Annotated in this window: 12 protein-coding genes; 9 read left to right on the top strand and 3 right to left on the bottom strand. The window is 74.7% G+C overall.

Annotated elements, in window-relative coordinates; genetic code table 11:
* Positions 1–21 precede the first annotated feature (21 nt).
* The 3 genes from ACQYWQ_RS05300 (at position 22) to ACQYWQ_RS05310 (ending at position 4,385) form a co-directional block, all read left to right on the top strand.
* On the top strand, positions 22–2,136 hold the full coding sequence (locus ACQYWQ_RS05300) for a putative cobaltochelatase (RefSeq protein ID WP_431032716.1): 2,115 nt from the start codon (positions 22–24) through the stop codon (positions 2,134–2,136).
* The gene (gene cobO / locus ACQYWQ_RS05305; RefSeq protein ID WP_431032717.1) at positions 2,136–2,735 is read left to right on the top strand and encodes a cob(I)yrinic acid a,c-diamide adenosyltransferase; all 600 of its coding nucleotides are present in this window, start codon (positions 2,136–2,138) and stop codon (positions 2,733–2,735) included. The genes ACQYWQ_RS05300 and cobO overlap by 1 nt, the downstream gene beginning before the upstream one ends.
* A gap of 243 nt (positions 2,736–2,978) precedes the next feature.
* Entirely contained in the window at positions 2,979–4,385 is a 1,407-nt protein-coding gene (locus ACQYWQ_RS05310) for a cobyrinate a,c-diamide synthase (protein ID WP_431032718.1), read from the top strand.
* 56 nt (positions 4,386–4,441) lie between these two features.
* Here the strand turns inward: ACQYWQ_RS05310 and ACQYWQ_RS05315 are convergent, their stop codons facing one another.
* Positions 4,442–5,170, bottom strand: a complete 729-nt coding sequence (locus ACQYWQ_RS05315; RefSeq protein WP_431032719.1) for a ZIP family metal transporter — start codon at positions 5,168–5,170, stop codon at positions 4,442–4,444.
* Positions 5,171–5,176: 6 nt separating this feature from the next.
* Here ACQYWQ_RS05315 and cobC point away from each other — a divergent pair, with 6 nt between their 5' ends.
* Positions 5,177–6,628, top strand: a complete 1,452-nt coding sequence (gene cobC, locus ACQYWQ_RS05320; RefSeq protein WP_431032720.1) for an Rv2231c family pyridoxal phosphate-dependent protein CobC — start codon at positions 5,177–5,179, stop codon at positions 6,626–6,628.
* A 93-nt stretch (positions 6,629–6,721) separates the two neighbouring features.
* Here cobC and ACQYWQ_RS05325 read toward each other — a convergent pair whose 3' ends face one another.
* Positions 6,722–7,810, bottom strand: coding sequence for an SCO1860 family LAETG-anchored protein (locus ACQYWQ_RS05325; RefSeq protein ID WP_431032721.1), 1,089 nt, complete (start codon positions 7,808–7,810; stop codon positions 6,722–6,724).
* 273 nt (positions 7,811–8,083) lie between these two features.
* Positions 8,084–9,187 (bottom strand): amidohydrolase family protein, encoded by a 1,104-nt coding sequence (locus tag ACQYWQ_RS05330; protein WP_431032722.1) that lies wholly within the window; start codon positions 9,185–9,187, stop codon positions 8,084–8,086.
* A gap of 216 nt (positions 9,188–9,403) precedes the next feature.
* On the opposite strand from ACQYWQ_RS05330, the gene ACQYWQ_RS05335 reads away from it, so the two are divergent.
* From ACQYWQ_RS05335 to thpD, 5 genes are all read left to right on the top strand, one after another.
* Positions 9,404–10,546, top strand: coding sequence for an aminotransferase class V-fold PLP-dependent enzyme (locus tag ACQYWQ_RS05335; protein ID WP_431032723.1), 1,143 nt, complete (start codon positions 9,404–9,406; stop codon positions 10,544–10,546).
* 457 nt (positions 10,547–11,003) lie between these two features.
* Positions 11,004–11,594, top strand: a complete 591-nt coding sequence (ectA, locus tag ACQYWQ_RS05340; protein WP_431032724.1) for a diaminobutyrate acetyltransferase — start codon at positions 11,004–11,006, stop codon at positions 11,592–11,594.
* 165 nt (positions 11,595–11,759) lie between these two features.
* Positions 11,760–13,028 (top strand): diaminobutyrate--2-oxoglutarate transaminase, encoded by a 1,269-nt coding sequence (gene ectB, locus ACQYWQ_RS05345; protein ID WP_431032725.1) that lies wholly within the window; start codon positions 11,760–11,762, stop codon positions 13,026–13,028.
* A gap of 113 nt (positions 13,029–13,141) precedes the next feature.
* The gene (locus tag ACQYWQ_RS05350) at positions 13,142–13,540 is read left to right on the top strand and encodes an ectoine synthase (RefSeq protein ID WP_431032726.1); all 399 of its coding nucleotides are present in this window, start codon (positions 13,142–13,144) and stop codon (positions 13,538–13,540) included.
* 5 nt (positions 13,541–13,545) lie between these two features.
* Positions 13,546–14,457 carry an ectoine hydroxylase gene (gene thpD / locus ACQYWQ_RS05355; RefSeq protein WP_431032727.1) on the top strand — a complete coding sequence of 304 codons (912 nt, stop codon included), beginning with the start codon at positions 13,546–13,548 and terminating at the stop codon, positions 14,455–14,457.
* The last annotated feature ends 27 nt before the right edge of the window (positions 14,458–14,484 follow it).

Consider the following 14,484-nt stretch of genomic DNA (forward strand, 5'->3'; position numbering starts at 1 on the left):
CCGCTTGGAAGGAAGACCCCCATGACCCACACCCCCGACCATCCCTATCCCTTCACCGCGCTCGTCGGGCAGGACGATCTGCGGCTCGCCCTGCTGCTCAACGCCGTCTCCGCCCGCGTGGGCGGCGTGCTCGTGCGCGGCGAGAAGGGGACCGCCAAGTCCACCGCCGTGCGGGCGCTCACCGCGCTGTTGCCCGCGGTCGACGTCGTGGCGGGGTGCCGCTTCTCCTGCGATCCGGCGGCTCCCGATCCCCGGTGCCCCGACGGGCCGCACACGGGTGCGGGCGCGCCGCGCCCCGCGCGGATGGTCGAGCTGCCCGTCGGGGCCTCCGAGGACAGGCTCATCGGCGCGCTCGACATCGAGCGGGCGCTCGCCGAGGGCGTCAAGGCCTTCGAGCCGGGGCTCCTCGCCGCGGCGCATCGCGGCATCCTCTACGTCGATGAGGTCAACCTCCTCGGCGACCACCTCGTGGACCTTCTCCTCGACGCCGCGGCGATGGGGGTCTCGTCCGTCGAGCGCGAAGGCGTCTCCGTACGGCACGCGGCGCGGTTCCTGCTCGTCGGGACGATGAACCCCGAGGAGGGCGAGCTGCGCCCCCAGCTCCTGGACCGCTTCGGGCTGACCGTCGAGGTCGCCGCCTCGCGCGAGACGGACGAGCGCGTCGAGGTCGTACGGCGCCGCATGGCGTACGAGGACGATCCCGCGGCGTTCGCCGCGCGCTTCGCCGAGGACGAGGCGGCCCTGCGCACCCGTATCGCCGAGGCCCGGGCGCTGCTGCCCCGCGTCGTGCTCGGCGACACCGCGCTGCGCCAGATCGCCGCGACGTGCGCCGCCTTCGAGGTGGACGGCATGCGCGCCGACCTCGTCATGGCCCGTACGGCGACCGCGCTCGCCGCCTGGGCGCGCCGCGACACCGTGCTCGCCGAGGACGTGCGCCGGGCGGCGCTGCTCGCGCTCCCGCACCGCGGCCGCCGCAACCCCTTCGACGCGCCCGGGCTCGACGAGGACAAGCTCGACGAGGTCCTTGAGGAGAACGCGGGGCCGGAGGAGGAGCCGGAGGGGCCGGGGGACGGTGACGGGCCGGACGGGCCGGGCGGCGGGGGCGGTGTCCCGCCGCAGGGCGGGGGTCCCGATGACCGCACGGGCCGGGACCGTACCGGAGGGAGCGAGGACGGCCCCTCCGAGGCACCCGGCGGCGACGCGCCCACCGGCCCCACGGCGCCCTCGGCCCCCGCGTCCCCCTCGGACGCCGAGGGAAAAGGCGCGGCGGGCGCGGCTGAGCAGCCCGCCGCTCCCGCCTCCGCACCCTTCCGTACCAAGAAGCTGAGCGTTCCCGGGCTCGGTGAGGGCGCCGCGGGGCGCCGGTCGCGGGCGCGGACCGCGCACGGCAGGACGACGGGCTCGTACCGCCCGCGCGGCGGCGCGCTCGGCTCGCTGCACCTCGCGGCGACGGTCCGCGCCGCGGCGCCGTACCAGAGGGCGCGCGGGCGCAGCGGTCCCGGGCTCGTGGTGCGCAAGGACGATGTGCGGCTCGCGAGCAGGGAGGGGCGCGAGGGCAATCTCGTGCTGTTCGTCGTGGACGCCTCGGGGTCGATGGCGGCGCGGCGGCGGATGGGCGCGGTCAAGGGCGCGGTGCTCTCGCTGCTGCTCGACGCCTACCAGCGGCGCGACAAGGTGGGGCTCGTGACGTTCCGCGGGCGCGAGGCGGCTCTCGCGCTGCCGCCGACGTCGTCCGTGGACACGGCGGCGGCGCGGCTCGCTTCGCTGCCGACCGGGGGCAGGACGCCGCTCGCCGCGGGGCTCCTGAAGGCGCGTGAGGTGCTGCGGATCGAGCGGCTGCGCGATCCCGCGCGGCGCGCGCTGCTCGTCGTCGTGACGGACGGGCGGGCGACGGGCGGCCCCGAGCCGCTGCCGCTCGCGCGCCGCGCCGCCGGGCTGCTCGCGGCGGAAGGGACGGCCTCGGTGGTCGTGGACTGCGAGGCGGGGCCCGTACGGCTCGGGCTCGCCGCCGATCTCGCGGGGCGGCTCGGCGGGAGCGCGGTGACGCTCGACGCGCTGCGCGCGGACGCGCTCGCGGGGCTCGTGAAGGACGTACGGGGCGGACAGGGCGCCGCCACGACAAGGAGGGCAGCGTAATGCCGCAGGGACAGCCGGCCGTCGTGCCGGACGACGGAATGACGACGCGCCAGCGGCGCAACAGGCCGCTCCTCGCGGTCCACACGGGCCCGGGCAAGGGCAAGTCGACGGCCGCGTTCGGGCTCGCGCTGCGGGCCTGGAATCAGGGCTGGCCGATCGGCGTGTTCCAGTTCGTCAAGTCGGCGAAGTGGAAGGTCGGCGAGGAGAACGCGCTGCGTGTGCTCGGGGCATCGGGCGAGGGCGGCACCGTCGCCTGGCACAAGATGGGCGAGGGCTGGTCCTGGGTGCAGCGCGACGGCCAGGACTCCAACGAGGACAAGGCCCGTGAGGGCTGGGAGCAGGTCAAGCGGGACCTCGCGGCCGAGACGTACAAGCTGTACGTGCTCGACGAGTTCGCCTATCCGCTGCACTGGGGCTGGATCGACACCGCCGAGGTCGTCGCGACCCTGCGGGCCAGGCCGGGGAACCAGCACGTCGTCGTCACGGGGCGCAACGCGCCGCCGGAGCTGATCGAGGCGGCGGACCTCGTGACCGAGATGACGAAGATCAAGCACCCGATGGACGCCGGGCAGAAGGGGCAGCGGGGCATCGAGTGGTGACGGTCCCCGGGGGCGGGGTGGCGGGAGGCTTCGCGCCGCCCCGCCGGTGACCACGGGGCCGGTCGGCCACGCCCCCGTACCGCCGCCCGCACCGCCGTCCCGCGCCCCCGCACCGCCGCCCCGCGCCCCCGTACCGCCGCGCCGCCCCGTACCGCCGCGTCCCAGCCCCGTACCCCCGGCGTCCCGCCCCGTACCGCCGATCCGTTCCCCGGCAGCAGTCCCGGGCCCCGAAAGCAGCACACGATGACCCCACAGCCCCACTCCGCTCCGCTCCCCCTGCCGCCGCGCCTCGTCATCGCCGCGCCCTCCTCCAACAGCGGCAAGACGACCGTCGCGACCGGGCTCATGGCGGCCTTCCGCGCCGCCGGGCTCACGGTCTCGCCGCACAAGGTCGGGCCCGACTACATCGACCCGGGCTACCACGGCCTCGCGACGGGGCGCCCCGGGCGCAATCTCGACGCGTACCTGTGCGGCACCGACGCGCTCGTGCCGCTCTTCGCGCACGGGGCGCGCGGCGCCGACCTCGCCGTGATCGAGGGCGTCATGGGGCTGTACGACGGCGCCGCCGGGCAGGGCGAGCTGGCGTCGACGGCGCAGGTCGCGAAGGTGCTCGGGGCGCCGGTCGTGCTCGTCGTGGACGCCTCGGCGCAGTCGCGCTCGGTCGCCGCGCTCGTGCACGGCTTCGCCTCCTTCGACCCGGAGGTGCGGATCGGCGGGGTGGTGCTCAACAAGGTGGGTTCCGACCGGCACGAGGAGTTGCTGCGGGCCGCGCTCGACGAGGCGGGCGTGCCCGTGCTCGGGGTGCTGCGCAGGACGAAGGAGCTGTTCACGCCCTCGCGCCACCTCGGGCTCGTGCCCGCGGCCGAGCGGCGCGCGGAGGCGGTCGACGCGGTCGCCGCGCTCGCCGCGCACGTACGGGCGGGCTGCGACCTGCCCGCGCTGCTTCGGCTCGCGCAGGCGGCGGCGACACGAAGCGCGGTGCCGTGGCAGCCGCCGGTCGCCGCCGTGCCGCGCGGGGGGCGGCCCGTCGTGGCGGTCGCGGGCGGGCCCGCTTTCACGTTCTCGTACGCGGAGCAGGCCGAGGCGCTGACCGCGGCGGGCGCCGAGGTCGTGCGCGTCGATCCGCTGCGCGCGGAGGAACTGCCCGAGGGGACGCGCGCCTTCGTCGTCGGCGGGGGCTTCCCCGAGGTGTACGCGCCCGAGCTGGCGGCGAACGCGCCGCTGCGCGCGGCCGTCGCGGGGCTCGCGCGCGCCGGGGGCCCGGTGTGGGCCGAGTGCGCGGGGCTCCTGTACCTCGCGCGCGCGCTCGACGGGGCGCCGATGTGCGGCGTGCTCGAAGCGGAGGCGCGCATGACGGAGCGTCTGACGCTCGGGTACCGCGAGGCCGTCGCCGTGGGCGACAGCGCGATCGCCGCCGCGGGGACGCGGACGCGGGGGCACGAGTTCCACCGCACGGTGATCGAGCCTGCCGCGGGCCCCGGCCCGGCCTGGGGCCTGCGGCAGCCGCGCGCCCGCGTGGAGGGCTTCGTACGGGGCGCGGTGCACGCGAGCTACCTGCACACCCACCCCGCGGGCCTGCCGGAGGCGGCGGCGCGGTTCGTGGCGCGGGCGGCGCGGGCCGGAACGGCGGCGGGGACGGGGCGGGGGTGAGCACCCCCGCGCGCGAGGAACGCTCCGTACCCGTGCCCGTGCCCGTGCCCGTGCCGCTACTCCCCCGCGAAACCGATGACGAGCCACATCAGGGCGACGCCCGCGACCGTGCACAGGAGGGTGGAGCGGGCCGGGTGGCTGTGGCTGGCCTCGGGGAGGATCTCGGCGGCGGCGATGTAGAGGAGGACGCCGCCGAAGAAGCCGAGGTAGCAGGCGAGCGCTTCGCCCGGAATGGTGAACAGGAGCGTGGAAGCGGCCCCCGCGACGGGCGCGACGGCGTCGGCGCCGAGCATCGCGAAGGCCTTGCGCCGGGCGTTGCCCGTGGCGCGCGTGAGCGTGTACGTGTTGAAGCCGTCCGCGAAGTCGTGGCTGATGACGGCGAGCGCGACGGTGAAGCCGATGGCCTCGCCGACCTGGAACGAGGCACCGATCGCGATGCCGTCGGCGACGCTGTGCCCGACCATCGCCGCCGCCGCGCCGAGGCCGACCTGCGGGACCTGCTCGGGGTTCTTGGCGCCGTGGGCAGCGCGGCGCAGGGCGAGGAGGCGTTCGACGACGTGCGCGGTGAGGAAGCCCCCGACGAAGAGGAGCAGCGCGGCGGGCACCCCCCACACGTGCCGTCCCGCGCCCTCGATCGCCTCGGGCAGCAGGTCGAGCCCGACGACGCCGAGCATGAGACCGCCCGCGAAACCCAGGACGAGGTGGCGCCGGTCGGTGACGTGGTGCGCGGCCCAGCCGCCGACCAGCGTCATCACGAAGGAGCCGAGGGCCACGAGCACGACCATGCCTCTTTGCTAGCCGACGGGGCGCCCCGCCGCACCTCGTCGCTCGTGGTGGGTGTCGGCGCGGCGTCAGGCGCGACGGTCGCCGAGGTGGAGGCGCTGGTACGGGGCGCGCTCGACGCCGCCGGGCTGCCGCCAGGGCGGGTACGGGCGGTGGCGACCGTCGACCGGCGTGCGGGCGCTCCCGCGCTCGTGGCGCTCGCCGCGCGGCTCGGGGTGCCGCTACGGGCGTACGCGCCGCGAGCGCTGGCCACGGTCCGCGTGCCCAGCCCCTCGCGCGCCGCGCGGGCCGCGCTCGGCACGCCGTCCGTCGCCGAGGCGGCGGCGCTCGCGGAGGCCGGGGGGCGCGGGCGGCTGCTGGTGAGGAAACAGAAGTCCGCGCGGGCGACGTGCGCCGTGGCGGAGGACCCAGGGAAGGAGCCGGGGATGGCCGTGTACGAGCTGCGGCACCACGGGGACGTGGAGGTGCGCGGGTCCGGGCTCACGGATCTCGCGGTGAACGTGCGCGCGGGGACCCCGCCCGCGTGGCTGCGGGAGCGGCTCGCCGACGCGCTCGGCTCGCTCGCCGCGTACCCGGACGACCGGGCGGCGCGCGCGGCGGTCGCCGCGCGGCACGGGCTGCCGCCGGAGCGGGTGCTCCTCACCGCGGGCGCCGCCGAGGCGTTCGTGCTGCTCGCGCGGACGCTGCCGGTGCGGCGGCCCGTCGTCGTGCACCCGCAGTTCACCGAGCCCGAGGCGGCACTGCGCGCGGCGGGGCACGCCGTGGGGCGCGTCCTGCTGCGCGCGGAGGACGGGTTCAGGATCGATCCCGCGCTCGTGCCCGACGACGCCGATCTCGTGGTGCTCGGGAACCCGACGAACCCGACGTCCGTGCTGCACCCGGCGGAGGTCATCGCCTCGCTCGCGCGGCCCGGGCGCACGCTCGTCGTGGACGAGGCGTTCATCGACACGGTGCCCGGCGAGCGCGCGTCGCTCGCCTCGCGCACGGACGTCCCCGGGCTCGTGGTGCTGCGCAGTCTCACGAAGACGTGGGGGCTCGCGGGGCTGCGCGTCGGGTACGTGCTCGGCGCGCCCGCGCTGCTCGCCGGGCTCGCGGAGGCCCAGCCGCTGTGGCCGGTCTCGACGCCCGCGCTCGTGGCGGCCGAGGCGTGCTCGGCGCCCGCGGCGCTCGCGGAGGCGGAGGCGGCGGCGCGTGCGCTCGCCGGGGACAGGGACTTCCTCGCCGCGGGGCTCGCCGAGCTGCCGGGGGCGCGGGTCGTGGGTCCCGCCGCCGCGTCGTTCCTGCTGGTGCGGCTGCCGGGGGCGGCGCGGGTCCGGGAGCGGCTGCGCGACGCGGGGTGGGCGGTGCGGCGCGGGGACACGTTCCCCGGGCTCGGCGACGAGTGGCTGCGGATCGCGGTGCGGGACCGCGCGACGAGCGGGCGGTTCCTGACGGCGGTGCGCGCGGTGGTGGGGGGCTGAGGCGCCGCGGGAGCGGGGCGCGGGCCTGTGGGGTGGCCTGGCCTGTGGGGTGGCCGGGCCTGTGGGGTGGCCTGGCCCCGCTCCCGTACGGCGTCAGTTGCCGCGCGAGGCGCGGCGGGCGCGCGCGAACCAGACGGCGCCCGCGCCGCCGACGAGGAGGACGGCGGCGCCCCCCGCGAGGTACGGGGTCGTCGAGCTGCCGCCGGTCTCGGCGAGGTTCCCGCCGTCGTCACCGGAGCCGGCGGAAGCGGTGGTCACCTCGGTGCCCTTGGCGCCGTTGCTCTTCGTGCCCTCGTCCTCGGCACCCTTGTCGTCGCTCCTGTCGTCGCTCTGGTCGCCTCCCCGCGCGGCCGGGGACGGGCTCGCCTGGTCGTCGGAGCCGCCGGTGCCGGTGTCGTCGGCGGCGGGGGCCGAGGCGGGCGGCTCGGATGCGGGGGTGCCGGGGGCCGCGCCGTCGGCCTTCGGGGTCTCGCAGGTGGCTCCGGCGAGCGTGACGACGCCCTCGACCTGGGCGACGCCGAGCTTGAGCGGGTCGACGGAGACCTTCAGCTCCAGGGCCGCCGCTGCCGCCGTGGTGGCGGTCGTGGTGCGCTTCGAGAGGTCGAGCGTGACCTCCCCGACGCCGGGGACCTCGACCCGCGTGGTGCCCCCCGCCGAGAGGCTCACGGTCTTGCCGAGGACCTTGACGTGGCCGAGGACGTTCGCCTCGGCCACGGGGTGCCGCCCGGCCTCGCACACGGCCTTCGACGTGACCTTCTCGACCTCGATGAGCGAGAGGAGCGGGAGCCCGGGGACGTGGACGCGGGCGCCGACGAGTTCGGTGGAGCCCTCGGCCCTGTGGCCCGTGACGGTGGCCCTCGCGTGGGCGACGCGGGCGTCGAGCACGCGGAAGGGGCGGCCCTGGTCGACGCCGTCGAGGGTGGCGGTGAGCGCGGTCCTGTCGGCGTTGCCCGGGGCAGTGACCTCGTTGAGCGAGACGTTGAGCGGCACATCGACGGTCTTCCTGAGGAGGGAGACGTCGAGCCCGGTGCGCAGGACGACGGCGCCGGACTTCCCCCCGTGGCCCTCGGTGGCGTGCGCGGCGGGCGCGGTGGCGAGCACGGCGGGCGCGCCGACGAGGAGCGCGGCCGTGGTGGCTGCGGCGAGACGGCGCACGGGCAGGCCGAAGGTGGTGCTGTTCACAGCGGTGTTACCCCCACAAGAGACGATGGAGCCGCCGGCGCGTCCCGGGGACACGGGGGCCGGCGGCCTCGATGCGGGAATCCTCGCGGAACGAGGGTGAAAGAACGACGTACCGCAGCACGTTCACCCTAAAGGGTGGTTTCCGGCACGGTGTTCGAAAAAGGGATCGTCTCCCTGCGCAGACGTTCGCCCACGTCACAGCAGTGCTTCCCCCGCACGGAGGGGCGCTCGACGGCTCCTCACGCGCCCCCGAGGTGCGAGGAGCGCCGTCCGCTACGCCACCACCCGCCCCGACATCACCACGCGCCGAGGTGCCGTCAGGACCCGTACGTCCGCGCGCGGGTCCGTCGCGTAGACCACCAGGTCCGCGGGGGCGCCCTCCTCCAGGCCCGGCCTGCCGAGCCACGCCCGGGCGTTCCAGACGGCGGCCGACAGGGCCGCCAGCGGGGGCAGGCCCGCGCGCACCAGCTCGGCGACCTCCGTACCGATGAGGCCGTGCGGGAGGCTGCCGCCCGCGTCCGTGCCCGTGAAGACGGGGACCCCGGCGTCGTACGCGGCGCGCACCGTCTCGTAGCGGCGGGCGTGGAGCCGGCGCATGTGGGCCGACCAGCGCGGGAACTTGGCCTCGCCGCCGTCCGCGAGTCGCGGGAACGTCGCGATGTTGACGAGGGTCGGGACGATCGCGACACCGCGCTCGGCGAAGAGCGGGATGGTGTCCTCGGTGAGCCCCGTCGCGTGCTCGACGCAGTCGATGCCCGCCTCGACGAGGTCGGTGAGCGAGTCCTCCGCGAAGCAGTGCGCGGTGACGCGGGCCCCGAGCCTGTGGGCCTCGGCGATCGCGGCCTCGACGGCGCCGCGCGGCCAGCACGCCGTCAGGTCGCCCTCCTCGCGGTCGATCCAGTCGCCGACGAGCTTGACCCAGCCGTCCCCGCGCCGCGCCTCGCGCGCCACGTACGCGACGAGGTCCCCGGGCTCGATCTCGTGCGCGAAGTCGCGGATGTAGCGGCGGGTACGGGCGATGTGGCGCCCGGCGCGGATGATGCGGGGCAGGTCGTCGCGCGCGTCGGTCCAGTGCGTGTCCGAGGGCGAGCCCGCGTCGCGGAGCAGGAGCGCGCCCGCGTCCCGCTCGGTGAGCGCCTGCTTCTCGGCCTCCTCGGCGGGCACCGCACCGTGCGCGTCGAGCCCGACGTGGCAGTGCGCGTCCACGAGCCCCGGCAGCGCCCAGCCCTCGACGGTCCGCACGTCCCGCGCCCCGGACGGCGCGCTGAACGTGACCCGGCCACCGACCACCCACACCTCGTCCCGCACGTCCTCGGGCCCCACGAGGACGGCCCCCTTCACCCGCAGCACCGGCGTCGCTCCGCTCGCATCACTCATGACCGGCACCCTAGAAGGCGGCCTGCCCCGCCCACTTCCCCGGACCCCCTGAGTACCCTCACAACCGGCCCGCACGACCGCCCGTCCCCGCTTCACCGCGGCCGTGCGCGCGCACACCACCGCAGAGCCCGTACGCGGAGCCCGTACGCGGGCCACCGCCCGCACCACACGCGCACCGCACGCAACGCACGCAACGCACGCAGAAAGAGTCCCCTCGTGACACACCCCCTGCTTGACCTCACTCCCCTGACCGCCCACCACTTCGCCACGGTCGAACGCAAGGTCGCCGCCCTCCTCGGGCTCGGAGCGCCCGGGAGCGGGGGACACGAACTCGTCGTGATGCAGGGGGAGGCGCTGCTGCCCCTGGAGGGGTGCATCCGGGGCGTCGCGGGTCCCGGTACGGTCGCGCTGAACATCGTGACGGGCCCGTACGGGCAGACCTTCGGGAACTGGCTGCGCGACTGCGGCGCCACCGTGCACGACCTCGCCGTGCCCTTCGACACGGCGGTGAGCGCCGCGCAGGTGCGCGAGGCGCTGGCGGCGCACCCGGAGACGGACTTCGTCTCGCTCGTGCACGCGGAGGCGGCGACGGGCAACACGAACCCGGTCGCGGAGATCGGCGCGGTGGTGCGCGAGCACGGGGCGGTGCTCATGCTCGACGCCGTCGCTTCCGTGGGCGCGGAGCCGCTGCTGCCCGCCGAGTGGGGGGTGGACCTGTGCGTGATCGGGGCGCAGAAGGCGCTCGGCGGGCCCGCCGGGGTCTCGGTCGCCGCGCTGAGCCCGCGCGCGTGGGAGCGCCTGGAGGCGAACGAGGCGGGCCCGCGCGGCTCGTACCTCTCGCTGCTCGACTGGAAGCACCGCTGGATCGACGCGGGCCGCAAGGCGCTCCCGCACGCCCCCGCCCAGCTGGAGATGCTCGCGCTCGAAGCCTGCCTGGAGCGCTTCGCCGCCGAGGGCCCCGACGTCGTGCGCGGGCGGCACGCGCGGGCGGCCGCCGCGGTACGGGCCGGGCTCGCCGCGCTCGGGACGCCGCTGGCCCCGTACGTGACCGAGGCGCGCGACGCCGCGCCCGTCGCGACGACGATCAGGGTGCCCGTCACGGAGACCGGGCCCGACGCGGGCACGCTCGTCGCGAAGGCCCTCGCCGCGCACCCCTCGCTGCCGCTCGCCGCGGGCGGCGGGGCGCTCGCGGCCGAGATGATCCGCGTCAACCACTACGGTCCACTGGCGGCGGAGAACGTCGTACGGGACAGCCTGCGCGCGCTCGCCGCCGCGTGGGCCGAGGCGACGGGCGAGCCGGGCGACCCGCGGGCGGCCGACCGCGCGGTGGCGGAGACCTGGGCGGCCGGGCAGGCGTGAGACCCCGCGGTGCGCGGGCGGGGGTGCCGGGGGCGCTTCCCCAGCTCCCGGCACCCGGCACCCGGCACCCGGTGCCACCTCCGCGCACGTCCCGCTTCATCCCCGTACGGACTCCGGAAATACCCCGCACATATTCGGCACGATATAAACTCCGGATTAATTCCCCGTGCATTCTTGCGCGCAGCTTCCCATTTTCTTCTGCCCGCTTTCCCGGGGGCTAAACAAGAAGTTTTGCCCCCCGCACATTTTCCATAATTCGGACAGGTTCCACGGGTGTTACTTTTTTGTGACCGAGCCCACAAAAAAGCCCCGTTCATCCCCTATGCCCGCCGCATACCAGGCATTTTGCGAGGGATTTCGCGCCCGAGCACCCGCACGCGCGATAACACAGAACGGCCTTTCACCCAACCCTGGCACCCGATGCATTTTCTGCGCCTGCTGGGTAAGTTCAAATCCCATGACCGCCGCACAAGCAGACCTCACCGCACCCCGTGCCGCGTTCCGGGAAATGCCGGAGGGACTACGCCTTGACGGCCCACGCGTGCAGGACGGCGCCGCGCTGTGGCGCCTCGCCCGCGACTCGGGAAAGCTCGACCTGAACTCCTCGTACAGCTACCTGCTGTGGTGTCGCGACTTCGCCGCGACCTCCGTGGTGGCACGGGACGCCGCCGGGGACCCGGTCGGTTTCGTCACCGGCTACATCCGGCCCGAGCGCCCGGACGTCCTCGTCGTCTGGCAGGTCGCCGTGGCCGCGTCCCAGCAGGGCAGGGGCCTGGCCGCCGCGCTGCTCGACGGGCTCGCCGCGCGCGTCGCCGCGCGCACGGAGCTGCACGGCCTGGAGACCACCATCACCCCCGGCAACGTGCCATCGGAGCGCTTGTTCACCTCCTTCGCCGCCCGGCAAGGGGCGGGCCTGGAGCGCGAGGTGCTCTTCGACGCGCACCTGTTCCCCGCGGACGACGAGGCCGGACACGAGCCCGAAGTGCTGTACCGCATCGGCCCGCTCACCCTCGCCCCGCGCGACGCCGCGCGCGCCGGAGCCGTCTGAGCCGGACGCCGGACCCCGCGGGCCGCCCCCACCCGGCGGCGGCCCGTACCCCGGACGGCACCCCCGGGCCCGTACCGCCGACCGGCACCACGGCCCCGCATCCGTACCCGTACCGCAGTCCACACTCCCTGCTCCGCTCCACTCCCTTCCTCCCAGGAGACAGCTGTGACCATCGCCCCGCCCGCCCTGAGCGTCTTCGAGACCCTTGAGTCGGAGGTGCGCAGTTACTGCCGAAGCTGGCCCGCCGTGTTCGACCGTGCCCAGGGCAGCCGCCTCTACGACGAGGACGGCCACGCGTACCTGGACTTCTTCTCCGGGGCCGGCGCCCTCAACTACGGGCACAACAACCCGGTCCTGAAACGCGCGCTCATCGACTACATCGAGCGCGACGGCATCACGCACGGCCTCGACATGGGGACCACCGCCAAGCGGGCCTTCCTCGAAACCTTCCAGAACGTGATCCTGCGGCCGCGTGACCTGCCCTACAAGGTCATGTTCCCCGGCCCGACGGGCACCAACGCGGTCGAGGCCGCGCTCAAGCTGGCCCGCAAGGTCAAGGGCCGCGAGTCGATCGTGTCCTTCACCAACGCCTTCCACGGCATGTCCCTCGGCTCCCTCGCCGTCACCGGGAACGCCTTCAAGCGCGCGGGCGCAGGCATCCCGCTCGTGCACGGCACGCCGATGCCCTTCGACAACTACCTCGACGGGCAGACCCCCGACTTCCTCTGGTTCGAGCGGCTGCTCGAAGACCAGGGTTCCGGGCTCAACAAGCCCGCCGCGGTGATCGTCGAGACCGTGCAGGGCGAGGGCGGCATCAACGTCGCGCGGCCCGAGTGGCTGCGCGCGCTCTCGGAGCTGTGCAAGCGGCAGGACATGCTGCTCATCGTCGACGACATCCAGATGGGCTGCGGCCGCACCGGCGCCTTCTTCTCCTTCGAGGAGGCGGGCATCACCCCCGACATCGTCACGCTGTCGAAGTCCATCGGCGGCTACGGGATGCCGATGTCGCTGTGCCTGTTCCGGCCGGAGCTTGACGTGTGGGAGCCGGGCGAGCACAACGGCACCTTCCGCGGCAACAACCCGGCCTTCGTCACCGCGGCCGCCGCCCTGGAGGCCTACTGGGCCGACGGCCAGATGGAGAAGCAGACCCTCGCGCGCGGCGAGCAGGTCGAGGCCGCGTTGCGCGCGATCTGCCTGGAGCACACCCAGCTCGGCGCCTCCTACCGGGGCCGCGGCCTCGTGTGGGGCATGGAGTTCGAGGACGCCGAGCAGGCGACGAAGGTGTGCCGCCGCGCCTTCGAGCACGGGCTGCTCCTGGAGACATCGGGCCCGCGCAGCGAGGTCGTCAAACTGCTGCCCGCGCTCACCACGACCGCCGAGGAACTGGACGAGGGACTGCGCATCCTCGCCCGCTCGGTCCGCGAGACCGCCTGAGTCCGCGCGACCGCCGAGATCCGGTACGGGGCCGGGGCCGCCCGACGCGACGCGGCTCCGCCCCGTACCCGTGGAAACACCACCGCACCACGGAAGAGAGGCACAGGAACACCGTGCTCATTCGCTCGTTCAAGGACATCGAGGGCACCGACCGGCACATCGTCGCCGAGTCGGGCACCTGGGAGAGCAAGCGCATCGTGCTCGCCAAGGAGAAGGTCGGCTTCTCGCTGCACGAAACGATCATGTACGCCGGCACCGAGACGACGATGCACTACGCCAACCACATCGAGGCGGTGCTCTGTGTCGAGGGCGAGGCGGAGCTGACCGACGAGACCACGGGCGAGAAGCACTGGATCACGCCCGGGACGATGTACCTGCTCAACAACCACGACCTGCACACGATGCGGCCCAAGAGCGACTTCCGCTGCATCTGCGTCTTCAACCCGCCCGTCACCGGGCGCGAGGAGCACGACGAGAACGGCGTCTACCCGCTGCTGACCGAGGAGGACTGAACGAGATGACCGTCACCCACGAGAAGACCGGCGAGAACATCACGGACCTCTACCCGACCCGCGGCAGGACCGAGGTGTCCACGCCGCGCCAGGACCCCGTCGTGTGGTCCGCGCCGGGTGCGCAGGGGCCGATCAGCGCCGGTGACCTCACCTCCTTCGAGGAGAACGGCTTCCACGCGATCCCCGAGCTGCTCACGCCGGACGAGGTCGCCGTCTACCGCGCCGAGCTGGACAGGCTCGTCTCCGACCCCGCGATCCGCGCCGACGAGCGCTCCATCGTGGAGCCGCAGTCGCAGGAGATCCGCTCGGTCTTCGAGATCCACAGGATCAGCGAGGTCTTCGCACGCCTCGTGCGCGACGAGCGCCTCCTGGACCGCGCCCGGCAGATCCTCGGCTCGGACGTCTACGTCCACCAGTCGCGGATCAACGTCAAGCCGGGCTTCGGCGCCTCGGGCTTCTACTGGCACTCGGACTTCGAGACCTGGCACGCCGAGGACGGCATGCCGAACATGCGCGCCGTCTCGGTCTCGATCGCGCTCACCGAGAACTACGACACCAACGGCGGGCTCATGATCATGCCCGGCTCCCACAAGACCTTCCTGGGCTGTGCGGGCGAGACGCCGAAGGACAACTACAAGAAGTCGCTCCAGATGCAGGACGCGGGCACGCCGTCGGACGAGGCGCTCACCGAGATGGCCGGGAAGTGGGGCATCAAGCTCTTCACCGGCAAGGCGGGTTCGGCGACCTGGTTCGACTGCAACGCGATGCACGGCTCGGGGGACAACATCACGCCGTTCCCGCGCAGCAACGTGTTCCTCGTCTTCAACAGCGTCGAGAACGCCGCGGTCGAGCCCTTCGCCGCGCCGATCAGGCGGCCCGAGTTCATCGGGGCACGGGACTTCACGCCGATCCGCTGAGGACGGGGGACGTTCCGGTACGGGGGC

This window comes from Streptomyces sp. P6-2-1, assembly GCF_050613165.1.
GTDB lineage: Bacteria > Actinomycetota > Actinomycetes > Streptomycetales > Streptomycetaceae > Streptomyces.